This is a genomic window from Curtobacterium sp. VKM Ac-2852 (assembly GCF_013205045.1).
GTDB classification, from domain to species: domain Bacteria; phylum Actinomycetota; class Actinomycetes; order Actinomycetales; family Microbacteriaceae; genus Curtobacterium; species Curtobacterium flaccumfaciens.
Genome location: NZ_JABMLI010000003.1, coordinates 379736 through 394618, shown reverse-complemented (window position 1 = coordinate 394618; position 14883 = coordinate 379736). Strand labels below are relative to the sequence as shown.

At 72.2% G+C, this 14883-nt stretch carries 14 protein-coding genes; 8 read left to right on the top strand and 6 right to left on the bottom strand.

Annotated features, from left to right (window positions below):
- Positions 1-10: 10 nt before the first annotated feature.
- The 4 genes from HQQ79_RS13050 to HQQ79_RS13035 form a co-directional block, all read right to left on the bottom strand.
- On the bottom strand, positions 11-778 hold the full coding sequence (locus tag HQQ79_RS13050; protein WP_216852506.1) for an SGNH/GDSL hydrolase family protein: 768 nt from the start codon (positions 776-778) through the stop codon (positions 11-13).
- 75 nt (positions 779-853) lie between these two features.
- Positions 854-1783: an acetamidase/formamidase family protein gene (locus HQQ79_RS13045; protein ID WP_173034793.1), complete on the bottom strand. Its 930-nt coding sequence runs from the start codon at positions 1781-1783 to the stop codon at positions 854-856.
- A complete protein-coding gene (locus HQQ79_RS13040; RefSeq protein ID WP_027466251.1) occupies positions 1780-3186 on the bottom strand; it encodes an APC family permease in 1407 nt (468 codons plus the stop codon). Before HQQ79_RS13040 ends, HQQ79_RS13045 begins: the two co-directional genes overlap by 4 nt.
- A 163-nt stretch (positions 3187-3349) precedes the next feature.
- Positions 3350-4255: a proline iminopeptidase-family hydrolase gene (locus HQQ79_RS13035; RefSeq protein ID WP_254066259.1), complete on the bottom strand. Its 906-nt coding sequence runs from the start codon at positions 4253-4255 to the stop codon at positions 3350-3352.
- A gap of 86 nt (positions 4256-4341) precedes the next feature.
- Here HQQ79_RS13035 and HQQ79_RS19205 point away from each other — a divergent pair, with 86 nt between their 5' ends.
- Complete coding sequence (locus HQQ79_RS19205) at positions 4342-5073, top strand: GntR family transcriptional regulator (RefSeq protein WP_173034789.1); 732 nt, start codon at positions 4342-4344, stop codon at positions 5071-5073.
- Between the two features lie 66 nt (positions 5074-5139).
- Here HQQ79_RS19205 and HQQ79_RS13025 read toward each other — a convergent pair whose 3' ends face one another.
- Positions 5140-5703 carry a VOC family protein gene (locus HQQ79_RS13025; protein ID WP_173034787.1) on the bottom strand — a complete coding sequence of 188 codons (564 nt, stop codon included), beginning with the start codon at positions 5701-5703 and terminating at the stop codon, positions 5140-5142.
- Between the two features lie 240 nt (positions 5704-5943).
- Here HQQ79_RS13025 and HQQ79_RS13020 point away from each other — a divergent pair, with 240 nt between their 5' ends.
- The 6 genes from HQQ79_RS13020 to HQQ79_RS12995 all read left to right on the top strand — a co-directional run bounded on the left by HQQ79_RS13020 (position 5944) and on the right by HQQ79_RS12995 (position 13188).
- The gene (locus HQQ79_RS13020; RefSeq protein ID WP_035808813.1) at positions 5944-7509 is read left to right on the top strand and encodes an NCS1 family nucleobase:cation symporter-1; all 1566 of its coding nucleotides are present in this window, start codon (positions 5944-5946) and stop codon (positions 7507-7509) included.
- A 158-nt stretch (positions 7510-7667) separates the two neighbouring features.
- The gene (locus tag HQQ79_RS13015) at positions 7668-8432 is read left to right on the top strand and encodes an aspartate/glutamate racemase family protein (RefSeq protein WP_027466254.1); all 765 of its coding nucleotides are present in this window, start codon (positions 7668-7670) and stop codon (positions 8430-8432) included.
- Positions 8429-9805: an allantoinase AllB gene (allB, locus tag HQQ79_RS13010; protein ID WP_173034785.1), complete on the top strand. Its 1377-nt coding sequence runs from the start codon at positions 8429-8431 to the stop codon at positions 9803-9805. The genes HQQ79_RS13015 and allB overlap by 4 nt, the downstream gene beginning before the upstream one ends.
- A 43-nt stretch (positions 9806-9848) precedes the next feature.
- Positions 9849-11102, top strand: coding sequence for an alanine--glyoxylate aminotransferase family protein (locus HQQ79_RS13005; protein WP_173034782.1), 1254 nt, complete (start codon positions 9849-9851; stop codon positions 11100-11102).
- Positions 11099-12358 (top strand): allantoate amidohydrolase, encoded by a 1260-nt coding sequence (locus HQQ79_RS13000; RefSeq protein ID WP_173034780.1) that lies wholly within the window; start codon positions 11099-11101, stop codon positions 12356-12358. Before HQQ79_RS13005 ends, HQQ79_RS13000 begins: the two co-directional genes overlap by 4 nt.
- Positions 12355-13188: a MurR/RpiR family transcriptional regulator gene (locus HQQ79_RS12995; protein WP_173034778.1), complete on the top strand. Its 834-nt coding sequence runs from the start codon at positions 12355-12357 to the stop codon at positions 13186-13188. Before HQQ79_RS13000 ends, HQQ79_RS12995 begins: the two co-directional genes overlap by 4 nt.
- Here HQQ79_RS12995 and HQQ79_RS12990 read toward each other — a convergent pair.
- Entirely contained in the window at positions 13155-13664 is a 510-nt protein-coding gene (locus HQQ79_RS12990) for an SRPBCC family protein (RefSeq protein WP_173034776.1), read from the bottom strand. The genes HQQ79_RS12995 and HQQ79_RS12990 overlap by 34 nt on opposite strands.
- Positions 13665-13808: 144 nt before the next feature.
- Here HQQ79_RS12990 and HQQ79_RS12985 point away from each other — a divergent pair, with 144 nt between their 5' ends.
- Complete coding sequence (locus tag HQQ79_RS12985; protein ID WP_173034774.1) at positions 13809-14846, top strand: dipeptidase; 1038 nt, start codon at positions 13809-13811, stop codon at positions 14844-14846.
- Positions 14847-14883 lie beyond the last annotated feature (37 nt).

The following is a 14883-nucleotide window of genomic DNA, read 5'->3' as shown; positions in this document are numbered from 1 at the left end:
TTGACGCTGGCTACGCGTCCCGACCGCGCACCGGCGTCCACGTCGGGTAGGTCGCCGAGCGCCCGTCGCCCGACGACGTGCGGGTGATCCGGCGCTGTACCCACGGCAGGACGTACTCGCGGTAGTAGCGGAGTTCCTCGCCCAGGCGGGCCCGGGCGGCACCGGCGTCCGCGGGCTCGACCGGCGCTGGGCCGTCGAGGACCGCGTGCAGCGCCAGGTCCGCGACGCGCTGGTGCCCGGTGGCGTTCATGTGGAGCCGGTCGTCCGACCAGAACTCCGCGCGGCCGAGGTGCGGGTCGCGCGAGACGTCGACGAACGGCAGACCACGGCGTCGGGCGAGCGTGCCGAGTGCTTCGGCCCAGGCATCACCGCGGCGGTTGATGAGGGAGCCGAGGGGCAGGCGGGCGCTCGGGTCGGCCGGGCTGAGGAGCGCCAGGCGGGCTCCGGTGGCCTCGACGCGGTCGGCGGCGGCCTCGACGAGCCCGATCAGTGCGTCCACGTCGAAGCGCGGGCGCAGCAGGTCGTTCCCGCCGGCGCAGAAGGTGATCAGGGTCGGCGCCGGGTCGAGCGCGAGTGCGGCCCCGAGCTGGCCGTCGAGGACCCCGGCGAGCAGTCGGCCGCGGACGGCGAGGTTCGCGTACGAGACGTGGGCGTCCGAGGCTCCCGCCATCGCGCTCGCGAGTCGTCCGGTCCAACCGGGGAACGGAGCGGGTCCGGCGTCGCCGATGCCCTCCGAGAAGCTGTCGCCGATCGCGACGTAGCAGATGGTGTCGTGCATGCGCCCATCATCGTGCACATGCCTGTGCAGGTTCCCGGCACGCCTGCCGGACCGGGAACCCGCGTCAGCGAACCCTCACAGCACCGACTTCGGCACCCGGTGCAGGGTGACCGCGCCGACGGCGGCGAAGGGGTGCAACGGGTCCGGGGCGGTGGAGCCGGTCGGCCCACCGAGCTTCGAGTCGCCGACCGCGCTGAGCACCGCGTAGGCGTCCTCGGCGGTCCAGCCGTGCTCGTCGACCAGGAACGCGAAGGCGTCCTCGTACCCGCGCCGGACGCTCTCCTGCACGGGGTCGCCGAGGCCGACGAACAGCCAGTCGTCGTCGGTCTCGATGCGCGGTGCGCGGAGCACCGGACCGCCCTTGACCAGGTCGACGGAGACGATCGCGGTGCCCTGGGCCTCGATGGCGACGAACGACGACTCGCCCTCGGCCATGAGCGCGTGGATGTCGCCGATCGACAGCAGTGCACCGGGGACCCGGACGGGCAGGGACACGGTCGAGCCGGGGCGGGCTTCGGTGACGTCCATGTTGCCGCCCTCCGGGTGGGCCGGCATGATCGTCGAGTTCTCGCCCTCGGCCGGGGCCGTCCCGATGCACCCGATCATCGGCCGGACGGGGAACCGGTGTCGGTCGGACACCTGCACCGAGCCGTCCGAGATCGGGCAGCGGCGGGCGAAGACCCGGTCGCCCATCACGTGCTGCAGGGCCCCGGAGCCGGGCAGGGACACCGACCAGCCGTGCGTGGTCAGCTCGATGGCGTGGATGGTCACCACGAGGGTGTCGCCGGGTTCCGCCCCCTCGACGAACACCGGGCCGGTCACCGGGTTGATCGGTGCCTGCAACTGCGCCATGTCGTGGTGCTGGTCGAGTTCGGCGTAGACGGCGTCGGTGGTCTCGAAGCCGATGGTCTCGCCGGTGCCGGGGCGGACCCGCAGCACGGGCTCCCGGTCGGCCGAGAACCCGGGGCGGCCGAGGGTGTTCGGCAGGAAGTGGTCCGGGGTCATCGTGCGTCCTCCGTCGTCGGTTCTGCTTCGGAGCCGACCTCGGTGGAACGGCCGGTGCGTCGGTAGTACAGGAACACGGCCGCGCCGACGATCAGCCAGATGATCCCGCCGACCTTCGCCTCGACCGCGGCGTTGAGCAGGACGTACCCGATGATCAGGAACCCGATCAGCGGCACGACCAGGTGCAGCAGCCAGTTGCGCGACTTCCCCTTGACGACGTGGTGCACGAAGACGGACACGTGCAGGAGCATGAAGCCGAACAGTGCGCCGAAGTTCACGAGCGACGAGATCGTGTCGATCTGCCCGACGAAGAACAGCACCAGGATCGCGGAGAGCACCGAGACGACGATGATCGCGTTCTGCGGCACCTGGCGCCCGTTGAGCTTGTGCAGGAACGCGGGCAGCTGACGGTCGCGGCTCATCGAGAAGAGCAGACGGCTCGTCGCGGCCTGTGCGGCCATGGCGTTCGCGATGCCGACGGCGAGCACGTTGACGGCGAAGAACGCGGTGGCCCAGCCGCTCGACGAGGCCTGCTCGACGATGGTGAAGAAGGCGTTGCCGGCCTCGCTGTCCGAGAACGAGTCCCGCCCCGCGGCCAGGGCGGACGCGAGCCAGGTCTGCAGGATGAACAGGAACGCCACGATGACGAGCGCCAGGATCATCGCCGTGCCCGCTCCGCCACGACGGCCGGTGGACTCCTCGGACAGCGTCGAGATGCCGTCGAAGCCCAGGAAGCTCAGCACCGCGATCGACAGGGCCGAGGCGATGAGCGGCGCCGACACCTTGGCGGGGTCCCAGATCTGCTCGGTACCGAACGACGCGTCGGGGATCGTGCCACCGGTCAGCGCGACGATCGCGATGACGACGAAGATCGCGACGAAGACGAGCTCGATGAGCAGGAAGATGCGGTTCGCGAGCTTGAGCGAGGACACCCCGGCCAGGTTGATGACGGTGTTGATCGCGACGAACACGAGCGCCCACAGCCAGCGGGGCGTGCCCGGGAAGATGCCGACCATGCTCTCGGCGGCGAACACGTAGAGCAGCGTCGGGACGAGCAGGTAGTCGAGCAGGATCGCCCAGCCGGCGAAGAACCCGGCGGTGGGGTGGATGCCGCGGCCGACGTACGAGAACACGCTGCCGGCGAGGGGGATCGACTTCGCCATCTGCGCGTAGGCCAGGGCGGTGAAGATCATCGCGACGAGGCCGACGAGGTACACCAGCGGCACCATGCCGCTGGAGGCGTTGTAGACGGTCCCGAAGATCGCCCACGGGGCGATCGGGACCATGAAGACCAGGCCGTAGATGAGCAGGTCGGTGGTGGAGACGGAGCGCTTGAGCTCCTGCTTGTAGCCGTAGGCCTCGAGCTGCTGCTGTGCGGAGAGCTCACTGTGCTGCTGCGACATGTCGGGTTCCGTTTCGGGTGGAGGGACGGGTGCAGGGGGCGGTGCTGGGGGAAGGGGAGCGGGTGGTGTCGTCGGGAAGGCGGGTGCGGCTGTGGGGGTGGGAACTGCGGCCTGGAGGCGCGGGTCGGGGCTGTCCCGCGCCTCCAGACCGAAGGTGGCCGGGTCAGGCGTCGTCGTGCGCGGCCAGGAAGGTCGCGACGACCCGGCGGAACTCCGCCGGCTGCTCCAGGTGCGAGCAGTGGCTCGCGCCGGGGAAGACGTGCTGCCGGACGTCGGCGATCCGCTCGACGAACGGGGCCCACGTGGCGGGGGTGGCCTCGTCGTGCTCGCCGGCGACGACGAGCGTCGGCACGGCGACGCGGTCGAGCCGGTCGACGATGGCCCAGTCGCGCATCGTGCCGATGACGTGGAACTCGTTCGGGCCGTTCATCGTGTGGTAGACCGTCGGCTCCCGCTCCATCTGTTCCTCGGAGTCGACGAAGTCCGGATGGCTCGGGACCACGCGGCAGACGTGCCGCTCGTAGAAGACCTGCGTCGCCGCCAGGTACTCGGGGTCGTCCACGGTGCCGGCCGTCTCGTGCCGGGTCAGAGCGTCCTGCACGTCGGCGGGCAGCTGCGCGCGGAGCTCGGCGGCGCCGTCGACCCAGAGCTGCATCGACGCGGGGGAGTTGCAGATCGCCAGCGAGCGGAGGCCAGCGGGCTGCCGCACCGCGATCTCGGCGCCGAGCATGCCGCCCCACGACTGCCCGAGGACGTGGTGGTCGCCGAGCCCGAGGTGCTCGATGAGGGCGGCGTACTCGTCGACGAACAGTTGCGGCTGCCAGGTGTCGACCGGGGCGTCCGGGCGGTGGCTGCTCCGGCCGCAGCCGAACTGGTCGTGGTGGACGACGGTCCGGCCGGTCTCGTCTGCCAGGGCCGCGAGGTTCCGGAGGTAGTCGTGGGCCATGCCGGGCCCGCCGTGCAGGACGACGAGGGGCAGCGCGCCGGCGACCGGGGTGTCGGGCGTGGTGACCCGGTACCAGGTCTCGCCGTCGCGGAACGGCATCGTGGATTCGGTGATGCTGGACATGGGGGTCAGCATGGAGCGGAAAAAGGTCCCACGCAATACCTTTTCTGCTGCCTTAACGTGGTCGTAACACCGCGAAGGGGGTCCGTGTGTCCGATCGTGCGACCGAGACGCGCGTCGACGAGGTCGAGGACCGCCTCGTGACCGCCGTCGCCGTGGGCGAGTACCTGCCCGGCGCGAACCTGCCGCCGGAACGCGAACTGGCCGGCCTGCTCGGCGTCGCCCGGGTCACCGTGCGGGGCGCGATCGCCCGGCTCGTCGAACGGGGGCTGCTCGAGACCCGTCGAGGCCGGGGCGGTGGCACGTTCGTCCGCACCGAGTGGCCGGACAGCTCATCGGACGCCGTCGGGCGGGTGCTGCTCGCCCGGTGGGAGGCGATCCAGGACACCGCCGACGCCATCGCGCTGCTGCACGGGGCGCTCGCGACGGCCGCCGCGGAACGGGTGACCCCGGAGGACGCCGCCCTGATCCGTGCACGGCTCGAGGTGTTCCGCGACTCCACCTCGGGTCTCGAGAAGCAGCAGGCCGACGCCGTGCTGCACCGGACGATCATCGATGCCGCGCGGAACGACGCCCTGCGGACGGCGCTCGCGGGGTTGGAGGCGCAGATCTCCATCGCCGCTCCGGCGCATCTGTGGGGCACGGCCGAGGGCATGGCGGAGATGGAGACCCGCGCGCTCCGCGAGCACGAGTCGCTGGTGGACGCGGTGTGTTCGGGTCGGGCGCCCGAGGCGGGCGTGATCGCCCGGCAGCACGTCGGGATCGACGTCGAACTGCTCGAACGGGCCGTGCGGCGGACGGGGCAGGTGCCCCGGCACTGAGGCGCGGTCCGTCGGTCGGTGTGGTGGTCGGTTGACTGGTTCTTCGGTCGGTGCGGCGGTCGGTCGTCAGTGCACGGCGGGTGCCGGCACCGGGTAGACGTCGTCCGGCATCGGCCACGGCGCCCACTTCGGCCGCGGCGCGTACACCAGGTACGGCTGCGGTGTCGGGTAGCTGACGAGCTCCAGCGTCGACCCCCACGGCGTGCGGGTGTACACGAACCGGTTGCCGGCCCCCGCCTCGTCACCACGCAGGTCGCGCGGGTCGGAGTTCCGGGTGCCGCCGGCCGCCTCGACCCGGGCGAGCGTCTCGTCCAGGTCGTCGGCGTACATCGCCAGGTGCTGCCACCCCAGGTCGGACGGGTGTGCGGCGTTCCGCTGCTCGGGCCCCAGGTACTCGAACAGCTCGAGCCCCGGCCCCTCCGGCAGCGCGAGCATCCGCATGGCCCCCTGCGCCATGGTGCTCGGGATGCCGAGGTAGCCGTGCGCCTCGGAACTGTTGTTCGGCGTCTCGTCACGACGTCGCATGTCGTACAGGACGACGGCGTCGAACGCCGCCTCGAAGAACTGCGTGGCTGCGTCGATGTCCGGCACCGTGACGCCCACGTGGTCGATCCTGATTCCCCTGCTCATGGTCGATTCGTACCACCGGCGGTCACCGCCCCTCGGGTCCGTGCGGCGTCCGTGCGGGGTCGGTGCCCATCGATGCGGCAAGCCGCAGCGCGGGTCTCCTGCCCGGTTCCGGAACGGTCGTTCCAGGACGGGGTGCGGGACACACGACCGTTACACGAGGGAAACGGCGGGGGCGAAGTCGCTCCGTAGCTTCGTGCTCAAGCACGCACCGCCCCGCTTCCCACTCCCTCGGAGGACGCCATGGCTACCGACATCGCGACACCAGTCGCCGCGCCCCACGCCCCCACCACGACCGCCGCTCCCGCCCCAGCGGGTGCCGGTGTCGTCAAGCCCGGGTACGACCCGGCGCTCACGAACGAGGACCTCGCCCCGCTGCGCGAGCAGCGCTGGACGAGCTACAACTTCTTCGCGTTCTGGATGTCCGACGTGCACTCGGTCGGCGGCTACGTCACCGCCGGGTCGCTCTTCGCCCTCGGCATCGCGAGCTGGCAGGTGCTCATCGCCCTGGTGGTCGGCATCCTCATCGTGCAGGTCTTCGCCAACCTGGTCGCCAAGCCGTCGCAGCGCACCGGGGTGCCGTACCCGGTGATCAACCGCGCGGTGTTCGGGGTGCTCGGCGCGAACGTCCCCGCCATCATCCGCGGCCTCATCGCGATGGCCTGGTACGGCGTGCAGACCTTCCTCGCCGCCCAGTCACTGAACATCATCTTCCTCAAGTTCATCCCGGCGTCCGCGGGGCTGCTCGACCACTCGTTCCTCGGGCTGTCGGCCCTGGGCTGGATCTCGTACGCGATCCTCTGGGTGGCGCAGGGCGCGCTGTTCTGGATGGGCATGGAGGCCATCAAGCGGTTCATCGACTGGGCCGGACCGGCGGTCTACGTGGTGATGATCGCGCTCGCGGTCTACCTGGTCAGCCAGGCGGGCATCGGCAACATCTCGTTCACCCTGTCGGTCGGCGAGCCGCTGTCCTTCGGGGCGTCGATCCCGGTGATGCTGTCCGCGGTCGCCCTGGTGGTCAGCTACTTCTCGGGCCCGATGCTGAACTTCGGGGACTTCTCGCGCTACGGCCGGTCGTTCCGTGCGGTCAAGCGCGGCAACTTCTGGGGGCTGCCGATCAACTTCCTGTTCTTCTCGGTCCTGACGGTGCTCTGCGCCAGTGCGACGGTGCCGGTGTTCGGCAAGCTCATCACCGACCCGATCGAGACCGTGCAGGCCATCGGTGCCCCGTTCGCGATCCTGCTCGGCGGCCTGACGTTCGTCACCGCGACCGTCGGCATCAACATCGTGGCGAACTTCATCAGCCCCGCGTTCGACTTCTCGAACGTGGCACCCCGGAAGATCTCGTGGCGGGCCGGTGGCATGATCGCCGCGGTCGGCTCGGTGCTCCTCACCCCGTGGAACTGGTACGGCAACGACCAGGCGATCCTGTACACGCTCGGAGTGCTCGGTGCGCTGATCGGCCCGCTGTTCGGCATCCTCATCGCGGGCTACTACATCGTCGGCAAGCAGCGCATCGCGATCGACGACATGTACTCCACGAGTCGCACCGCCCGGTACTGGTACCGCGGCGGGTTCAACCCGAACGCCATCTGGACCCTCGTGGTCACCGGCGCGGTCTCGGTCGCGAGCGCGGTCCTGCCCCCGGCACTCGGCGTGCTGCCGTGGCTGGCGAGCTACAGCTGGTTCATCGGGTGCGGCCTGGGCCTCGTCGTCTTCTGGGCGCTCGAGCGTGCCCGGCCGAGCATGCCCGTGCTCGACGCGGACGACCCGACGGTCGACGACGGCGCGGCCGTCGGCCGCGCCTGACCGCCGGCGCCGCGGCCCGTCCTCCACAGGGCGGGTCGCGGCGCTCGGTCGTCCACAGATCCGAGACACGGCCGGGAGGCCCGCCTCGCCCCCGCCACGATGGTCACCACCCGCGTCACCCGTTCCACGGCTCCACTCGCTCCACCGGAAGGACCCCGATGCGCATCCGCGTCGTCAACCCCAACACCACCGCGTCGATGACGCGGGCGATCGGCGTCGCCGCCCGTGCGGTCGCCGCTCCCGGCACGCTGATCGAACCGGTCGAGCCCACGATGGGGCCGGCCTCGATCGAGAGCCACTACGAAGAGGCCCTGGCCGTGCCCGGGTTGCTCGAGCAGATCGCCCGCGGCGAGCAGGACGGGGTGGACGCCTTCGTCGTGGCCTGCTTCGGGGACCCGGGGCTCGACGCCGCGCGGGAGCTCGCGACGGTGCCGGTGATCGGGATCGCCGAGGCCGGGTTCCACGCCGCCGCGATGCTCGGCCGCCGGTTCGGTGTCGTCACCACCCTGGCGCGGACGACCGGCCGCGCCCACGAGCTCGCCCAGCGCTACGGCTTCGCCCCGCTCGTCACGGAGATCCGGGCGTGCGAGGTCCCGGTGCTCGAGCTCGACGACCCCGAGTCCGGTGCCCGTGCGCTCGTGATCGAGGAGTGCCGAGCGGTCATCGACGGTGGAGCCGACGCCGTCGTGCTCGGGTGCGCGGGCATGGCCGACTTCTGCGCCGAGGTCTCGCTGGCCATCGGGGCACCGGTCGTCGACGGTGTCGCGGCGGCCACGGTCCTGGCGGAGTCGCTCGTCCGGCTCGGGTTGTCCACGGGCAAGCGCGGCGAGTACGCCCTGCCGCCGGTGAAGGCGATGTCGGGGCTGCTGGCGGGCTTCGAACGCCACCCGGCTGCGATCGCGACGGCCGGGGCGGGCGCATGACGGGCCTCCCGGCGGGCGATACGGCACACCTGGTCGTCCGCGCGCAGCGAGCCTGGGCCGACAGCGCCTTCCGCCCGGCCGCGGTCGTCGTCCACGACGGCCGCATCACCGGCGTCCTGCCCGTCGACGCGGTCGTCGACGCCGAGCAGGACCACACCGTGCCGGACGGGCAGGTGCTGCTCCCCGGACTCGTCGACACCCACGTGCACGTCAACGAGCCCGGCCGCACCGAGTGGGAGGGCTTCGCGTCCGCGACCCGTGCCGCTGCGATGGGCGGGGTCACCACGATCGTGGACATGCCGCTCAACTCGATCCCCGCGACGACCACGGTCGAGGCGCTCGCCGTCAAGCGTGCGAGTGCCGAGGGCCGGGTGGCGGTCGACGTCGGGTTCTGGGGTGGCGCCGTCCCCGCGAGTCTCGGGTCGCTCGACGCCCTGCACGACGCCGGCGTCTTCGGGTTCAAGTGCTTCACGGCACCGAGCGGTGTCGACGAGTTCCCGCACCTCGACCCCGGGCAGCTCCGAGCGGCGATCGCCGAGGTCGCCCGGATCGACGCCCTGCTGATCGTGCACGCCGAAGACCCGGAGCACCTCGTGCCGCACCGGGCGCTCGGTGGCAGGTACGCCGACTTCCTGGCCACCCGGCCCGTCGCCGCCGAACGGTCCGCGATCGCGCAGGTCATCGACGGCGCGCGGGCGATCGGTGCGCGGGTGCACGTGCTGCACCTGTCCGACGCGGGTGCGCTGCCGATGTTCCGTGCCGCGAAGGACGACGGCGTCCGGATCACGGTCGAGACCTGTCCGCACTACCTGTCGTTCGAGGCGGGCACGATCCCGGACGGCGCGACCGCCTACAAGTGCTGCCCACCGATCCGCGACGACGCCAACCGCGACGCGCTGTGGGCGGGCGTGCTCGACGGCACGATCGACCTCGTCGTGTCGGACCACTCGCCCTCCACCGCCGACCTGAAGACCGACGACTGGGGTATGGCCTGGGGCGGGGTCGCCGGCCTGCAGGTCGGGTTCCGGGCGGTGTGGACCGAGGCCGAGCGTCGCGGGATCCCGCTCGAGGCGCTGCTGCCGCTGTTCACGACCGGTCCGGCCGCCCTGGTCGGGCTGCGCGACCGCGGGGTGATCGCTCCCGGTGCCCTGGCGCACTTCGCCGTGTTCGACCCGTCCGCCGAGTCCGTCGTCGACGTCGCCGGACTCGAGCACCGCAACCCGGTGTCCGCGTTCGACGGGCTCCGCGTGCGCGGCAGCGTCACCGAGACCTGGCTCCGCGGCCGTCGCATCGCCACGGCGGACGGCGGTGTGGTCGGCGTCGAGGGGCAGCTGGCCGGACGGCCCGTGCTCGCGGCGGAAACACCCCTGTAACGATCGTTCCGGTATCGTCAGATCAGGAACGGAAGGAACCAGCATGCTCCCAGTGAACCCACCCGCCCGTCTCCTCATGGGGCCCGGTCCGATCGACGCCGACCCGCGCGTGCTCCGTGCGCTGTCGACGCCGCTCGTCGGCCAGTACGACCCGTGGATGACCTCGACGATGAACGAGACGCAGGCGCTCTACCGCCGCGTGTTCGGCACCCGCAACGACGCGACGCTGCTCGTGGACGGCACCTCGCGCGCGGGGATCGAAGCGGTGCTCGTCTCGCTGCTCGCCCCGGGTGACCGCGTGCTCGTGCCGGTGTTCGGGCGGTTCGGGTACCTGCTCGCCGAGATCGCCGGCCGTGCGGGTGCCGAGGTCCACACCATCGAGACCGACTGGGGCCAGGTCTTCACGCCGTCCGCCATCGAGTCGGCGATCGCCCGCGTCCGTCCGAAGGTGCTGGCGGTCGTGCAGGGCGACACCTCGACCACGATGAACCAGCCGCTCGACGAACTCGGTGCGATCTGCGAGCGGTACGGCGTCCTGCTCTACACCGACGCCACCGCGACGGTCGGCGGCAACCCGCTCGAGGTCGACGCCTGGGGGATCGACGCCGTCAGCGCCGGGCTGCAGAAGTGCCTCGGCGGCCCGTCCGGCAGCGCACCCGTCACGCTGTCGCCGGGGGCCGTGGCCGTGCTCGACGAGCGGCGGAGCGTCGAGGCCGGCATCCGCGAACCCGGTGACGACGTCGCCGACGAACCGATCCGCTCGAACTACCTCGACCTCGCGATGATCCTCGACTACTGGGGCCCCCGCCGCCTGAACCACCACACCGAGGCCGCTTCGATGCTCTACGCGGCCCACGAGTGCGCCCGCATCCTGCTCGAGGAAGGCCGCGACGCCGTCGTCGCCCGCCACGAGACCGCCGGGCGGGCGATGCTCGCCGGGGTGCAGGCCCTCGGACTCACGGTCTTCGGCGACGTCGCCCACAAGATGCACAACGTCGTCGCCGTCGAGATCCCCTCCGACGTCGTCGGCGACCAGGTCCGCGGCGCGATGCTCGACGACCACGGGATCGAGATCGGCACCTCGTTCGGGCCGCTGCACGGACGGGTCTGGCGCATCGGCACGATGGGCTACAACGCCCGGAAGGACACCGTGGTCACGACCCTGGCCGCGCTCGAGCACACCCTGCGCCGGGCCGGGCGCGCGGTCCCGCACGGCGGCGGTGTCGATGCCGCACTCGACGTCTTCCGCGACGACACCGCCGCGGTCGCTCCCGCCGGGGCCGAGGTGCTCGCGTGAGCGCCGTGCCCGTCCTGAACGCCACCGCCGTGGGTACCGCGGACGCCGAACTCGTCGCCCGCTGGTGCGACGAGCTCGCCGCCCTCAGCGCCGAACCGGGCCGCATCACCCGCGTCTACCTGTCACCGGAGCACGCCCGGGCGAACGCCCTCGTCGCGGGCTGGATGCAGGATGCCGGACTGTCCACCTGGCAGGACGCCGCCGGCAACCTGCACGGCCGGGCCGCGGGCGCGACGCCCGACGCGCCCGTGCTGCTGCTCGGCTCGCACCTGGACACCGTGGTGGACGCCGGCCGGTACGACGGCGTCGTCGGGGTGCTCATGGCCATCCGCACCGCCGCCCGGCTCACCGCCGACGGTCCGCTGCCCGTCGCGCTCGAGGTCATCGCGTTCTCCGACGAAGAGGGCACGCGCTTCGGCAAGGCCCTGCTCGGTTCGTCCGCGGTGGCCGGCGTCTGGGACGACGCCTGGTGGGAGCTGGCCGACGGTGACGGCGTCACGCTCCGGCAGGCCTTCACCGACTTCGGCCTCGACCCGGAGCGCGTCGGCGACGCCGCGGTCGACCCGGCGTCGGTGGTCGGCTACCTCGAAGCGCACATCGAGCAGGGGCCGCACCTCGAACAGGCCGGGCAGGCCCTCGGGGTCGTCACGAGCATCGCGAGTGCCCGCCGGTTCTCGGTCGAGGCCGTGGGAGAGGCCCGGCACGCCGGTGGCACCCCCTACGAGCGCCGGCACGACGCCCTGCTCGCCGCCGCCGAGGCCGCGCTCGCGGTGGAACGCATCTGCCGGGCCTCGCACCAGGTCGGCACCGTCGGCACGATGACCGTCGAACCCGGAGCCGTCAACGTCGTCCCCGGGCTCGCACGGTTCTCCGTCGACCTGCGCGGCGAGTTCGACGACGAGCGCGACGAGGTCTGGGACGAACTCACCAAGGCCTTCACGCTCATCGGAGAACGGCGCGGGGTGAGCGTCACCCCGACCGAGATGCACCGTGCGCCCGCGGTGTTCTGCGCGCCCCGGCTGATGGACGCCGTCCGCGGCGGGATCGCGTCGACGGGCGAGACCGCGCCCATGGAGCTGTTCTCACGAGCCGGCCACGACGCGATGTCACTCGGGCTCGTGACCGACGTGGCGATGCTGTTCCTCCGGAACCCCGACGGCATCAGCCACCACCCGGACGAGTTCGTGTCGACGCCGGACATCGCCCTCGGCCTCGACGCCCTGGCCGTCGCCGTCGACCGGGTGGCACGCGCATGAGCACCGCCGGCCCCGACGTCCGCGCCCGGATCGACTCCGTGTGGGAACAGCTCTCGCCCGCCGAACGACGCGTCGCCGCCATGGTCCGCCACGACCCCGAACTCCTGCTCGTCGGCACCTCCGCCGAACTCGCGGCCGAGTCGGGCACCTCGAAGGCCACCGTCTCGCGACTCGTCCGGTCGCTGGGGTTCCAGGACGCCGCCGAGGTCCGGCAGAACCTGATGTCCGCACGGGGCTCGGGCCTGCCGTGGGTCGCCGAGGACGCCGCCCACGTCGACCAGCGCGCGGTCGAGGCGCGCAACCTCGACGCGGCCTTCGCGTCGCTCGGCCGAGCGGACCGCCCGCGGCTCGCCCGTCGGATCGTCCGCGCCCGCCGCGTGCTCGTCCTCGGTGAGCGCGGCGCCTACCCGATCGCGCTGCAACTGCGGTCCCAGCTGGCGCAGGTGCGGTCCGACGTCCGGGTCGGTCCGTCACCCGGTCAGCGGCTCGGGGAAGAGGTCGCCGATCTCGACCGGCACGACCTCGTGGTCCTGGTGACCGTGCGTCGGCACACCGCAGGGGTCGAGCGGATGGTCCGGCACTGCGTCGACTCCGGGGCCGACGTCATCGTCCTCGGCGACCCGACGGCCGCGGTCATCGCCGCCCCCGCGGCCACCGCGATCCTCTGCCCGGTCGACTCGCCGTCGGCGTTCGACTCGATGGCCGCGCTGTTCGCCGTCGTCGCCGCGATCACGAACGACGTCTACGACGCCTCCGGCCCCGGTGGTCGGGTGCGGGTCGACGCCGTCGCCGCTGCCTACGACGCGCTGGGGGAGCTCGCTGCGCCCTGATCGCCGTCGGATCCGGCGCGCTGCTCGGCACGCAGTTCGGCGGCGAGCGAGGCGTTGCGGTCGGCGATGAGCCGCGGCATGTACCGGGCCAGGGCGAGCACCTCGGCCAGGCGGCCCAGCGGGCCGAGCGGCGCGCGGAACGTGATGGTGTCGACCATGCGCGTGCCGCCGGCCGACGGCTCGAAGCGGTGTTCGTGGTGGAACCGGGCGAACGGCCCACGCACCTGTTCGTCGACGAACCGGTGCGGCGCCTCCAGGTCGGTGATCCCGCTCGTCATCCGCCAGACGATCCCGAAGTGCCGCGCACGCCAGGTGACGGTCTCGCCCAGGCCGATCGTGCCGGCCGTCGTGCCGGCGACGGCGCGTTCGTCGGTCGCGGCCATCGACCGCTCGTGCGCGCCGATGTCGAGCGACAGCGCGAAGGCGCGCTCCGGCGGAACCGGCAGGTTCGTCACGACCCGGAACGAGACGGTCACGACGCTGGCCAGACCGTCGCGGCGGACCGATCGTCGTCGACGTCGCCGAGCTCGGGGGCCGAGAGCACCAGTCGATCGGTGCGGAGGGTGACGGGCTGCACGGTTCGAGCCTAGCCACGACGGCGCGGGCGGTAGCGTCGGGGGATGACGTTCGACGCGCTCCCGTTCCCGGTCATCGACGGCCACAACGACCTGCCGTGGGAGCGTCGTGACAGCCACGACTCCGGTGTCGAGGGCATCGACACCGAGACCGACTCGCTGCACACCGACATCCCGAAGCTCCGTGCCGGCGGCGTCGTCGGGCAGTTCTGGTCGGTGTTCGTGCCCGCCGACGACCCGGACCCCGTGACGACGACACTGCAGCAGGTCGACCTCGCACACCGGATCATCGAGCGTTACCCCGACGACCTCGCGCTCGCCCGCACCGCCGCCGAGGTCCGTGCCGCCGTCGACTCGGGCCGGATCGCGTCGCTGCTCGGCGCCGAGGGCGGGCACTCGATCGGCGACGACCTCGCGGTCCTGCGGACCCTCGCGCGGCTCGGCGTCCGCTACATGACGCTCACCCACAACGACGACACCCCCTGGGCCGACTCCGCGACCGGGGAGCGGGCGCACGGCGGCCTGACCGACCGCGGGCGGCAGGTCGTCGCCGAGATGGAGCGGATCGGCATGCTCGTCGACCTGTCCCACACCGCACCGGCCACCATGCGGGACACCCTCGACGTGGCGACCCGGCCCGTCGTGTTCAGCCACTCGTCGACCGTCGCGATCGACGACCACCCGCGGAACGTGCCCGACGACGTGCTCGCCCGGTTGGCCGACAACGGTGGCGTGGTGATGATCACGTTCGTGCCGAAGTTCGTGTCGCGAGCATGGGCGGACTGGGAGGAGTCGGGCATGTCCGGCGAGCCACCCCTGGTCACGGTGTCGGACGTCGCCGACCACGTCGAGCACGCGCGTGACGTCGCCGGTGTCGCGCACCTGGGCCTCGGCGGTGACTACGACGGCACCCCGGTGCTGCCGCCGGACCTGCGGGACGTGTCGCGGTACCCGGTGCTCGCGGCGGAGCTCGTCCGGCGCGGCTGGGGTGAGTCTGACCTGCGTGCGCTGGCCGGCGGCAACGTGCTGCGGGTGCTCGAGGCGACCGACGACCGGTTCGCCCGGACGGCGTTCGTGCGATGACGCGGCGGGGCGAACGCCTCACATCCGCCGTGCATAC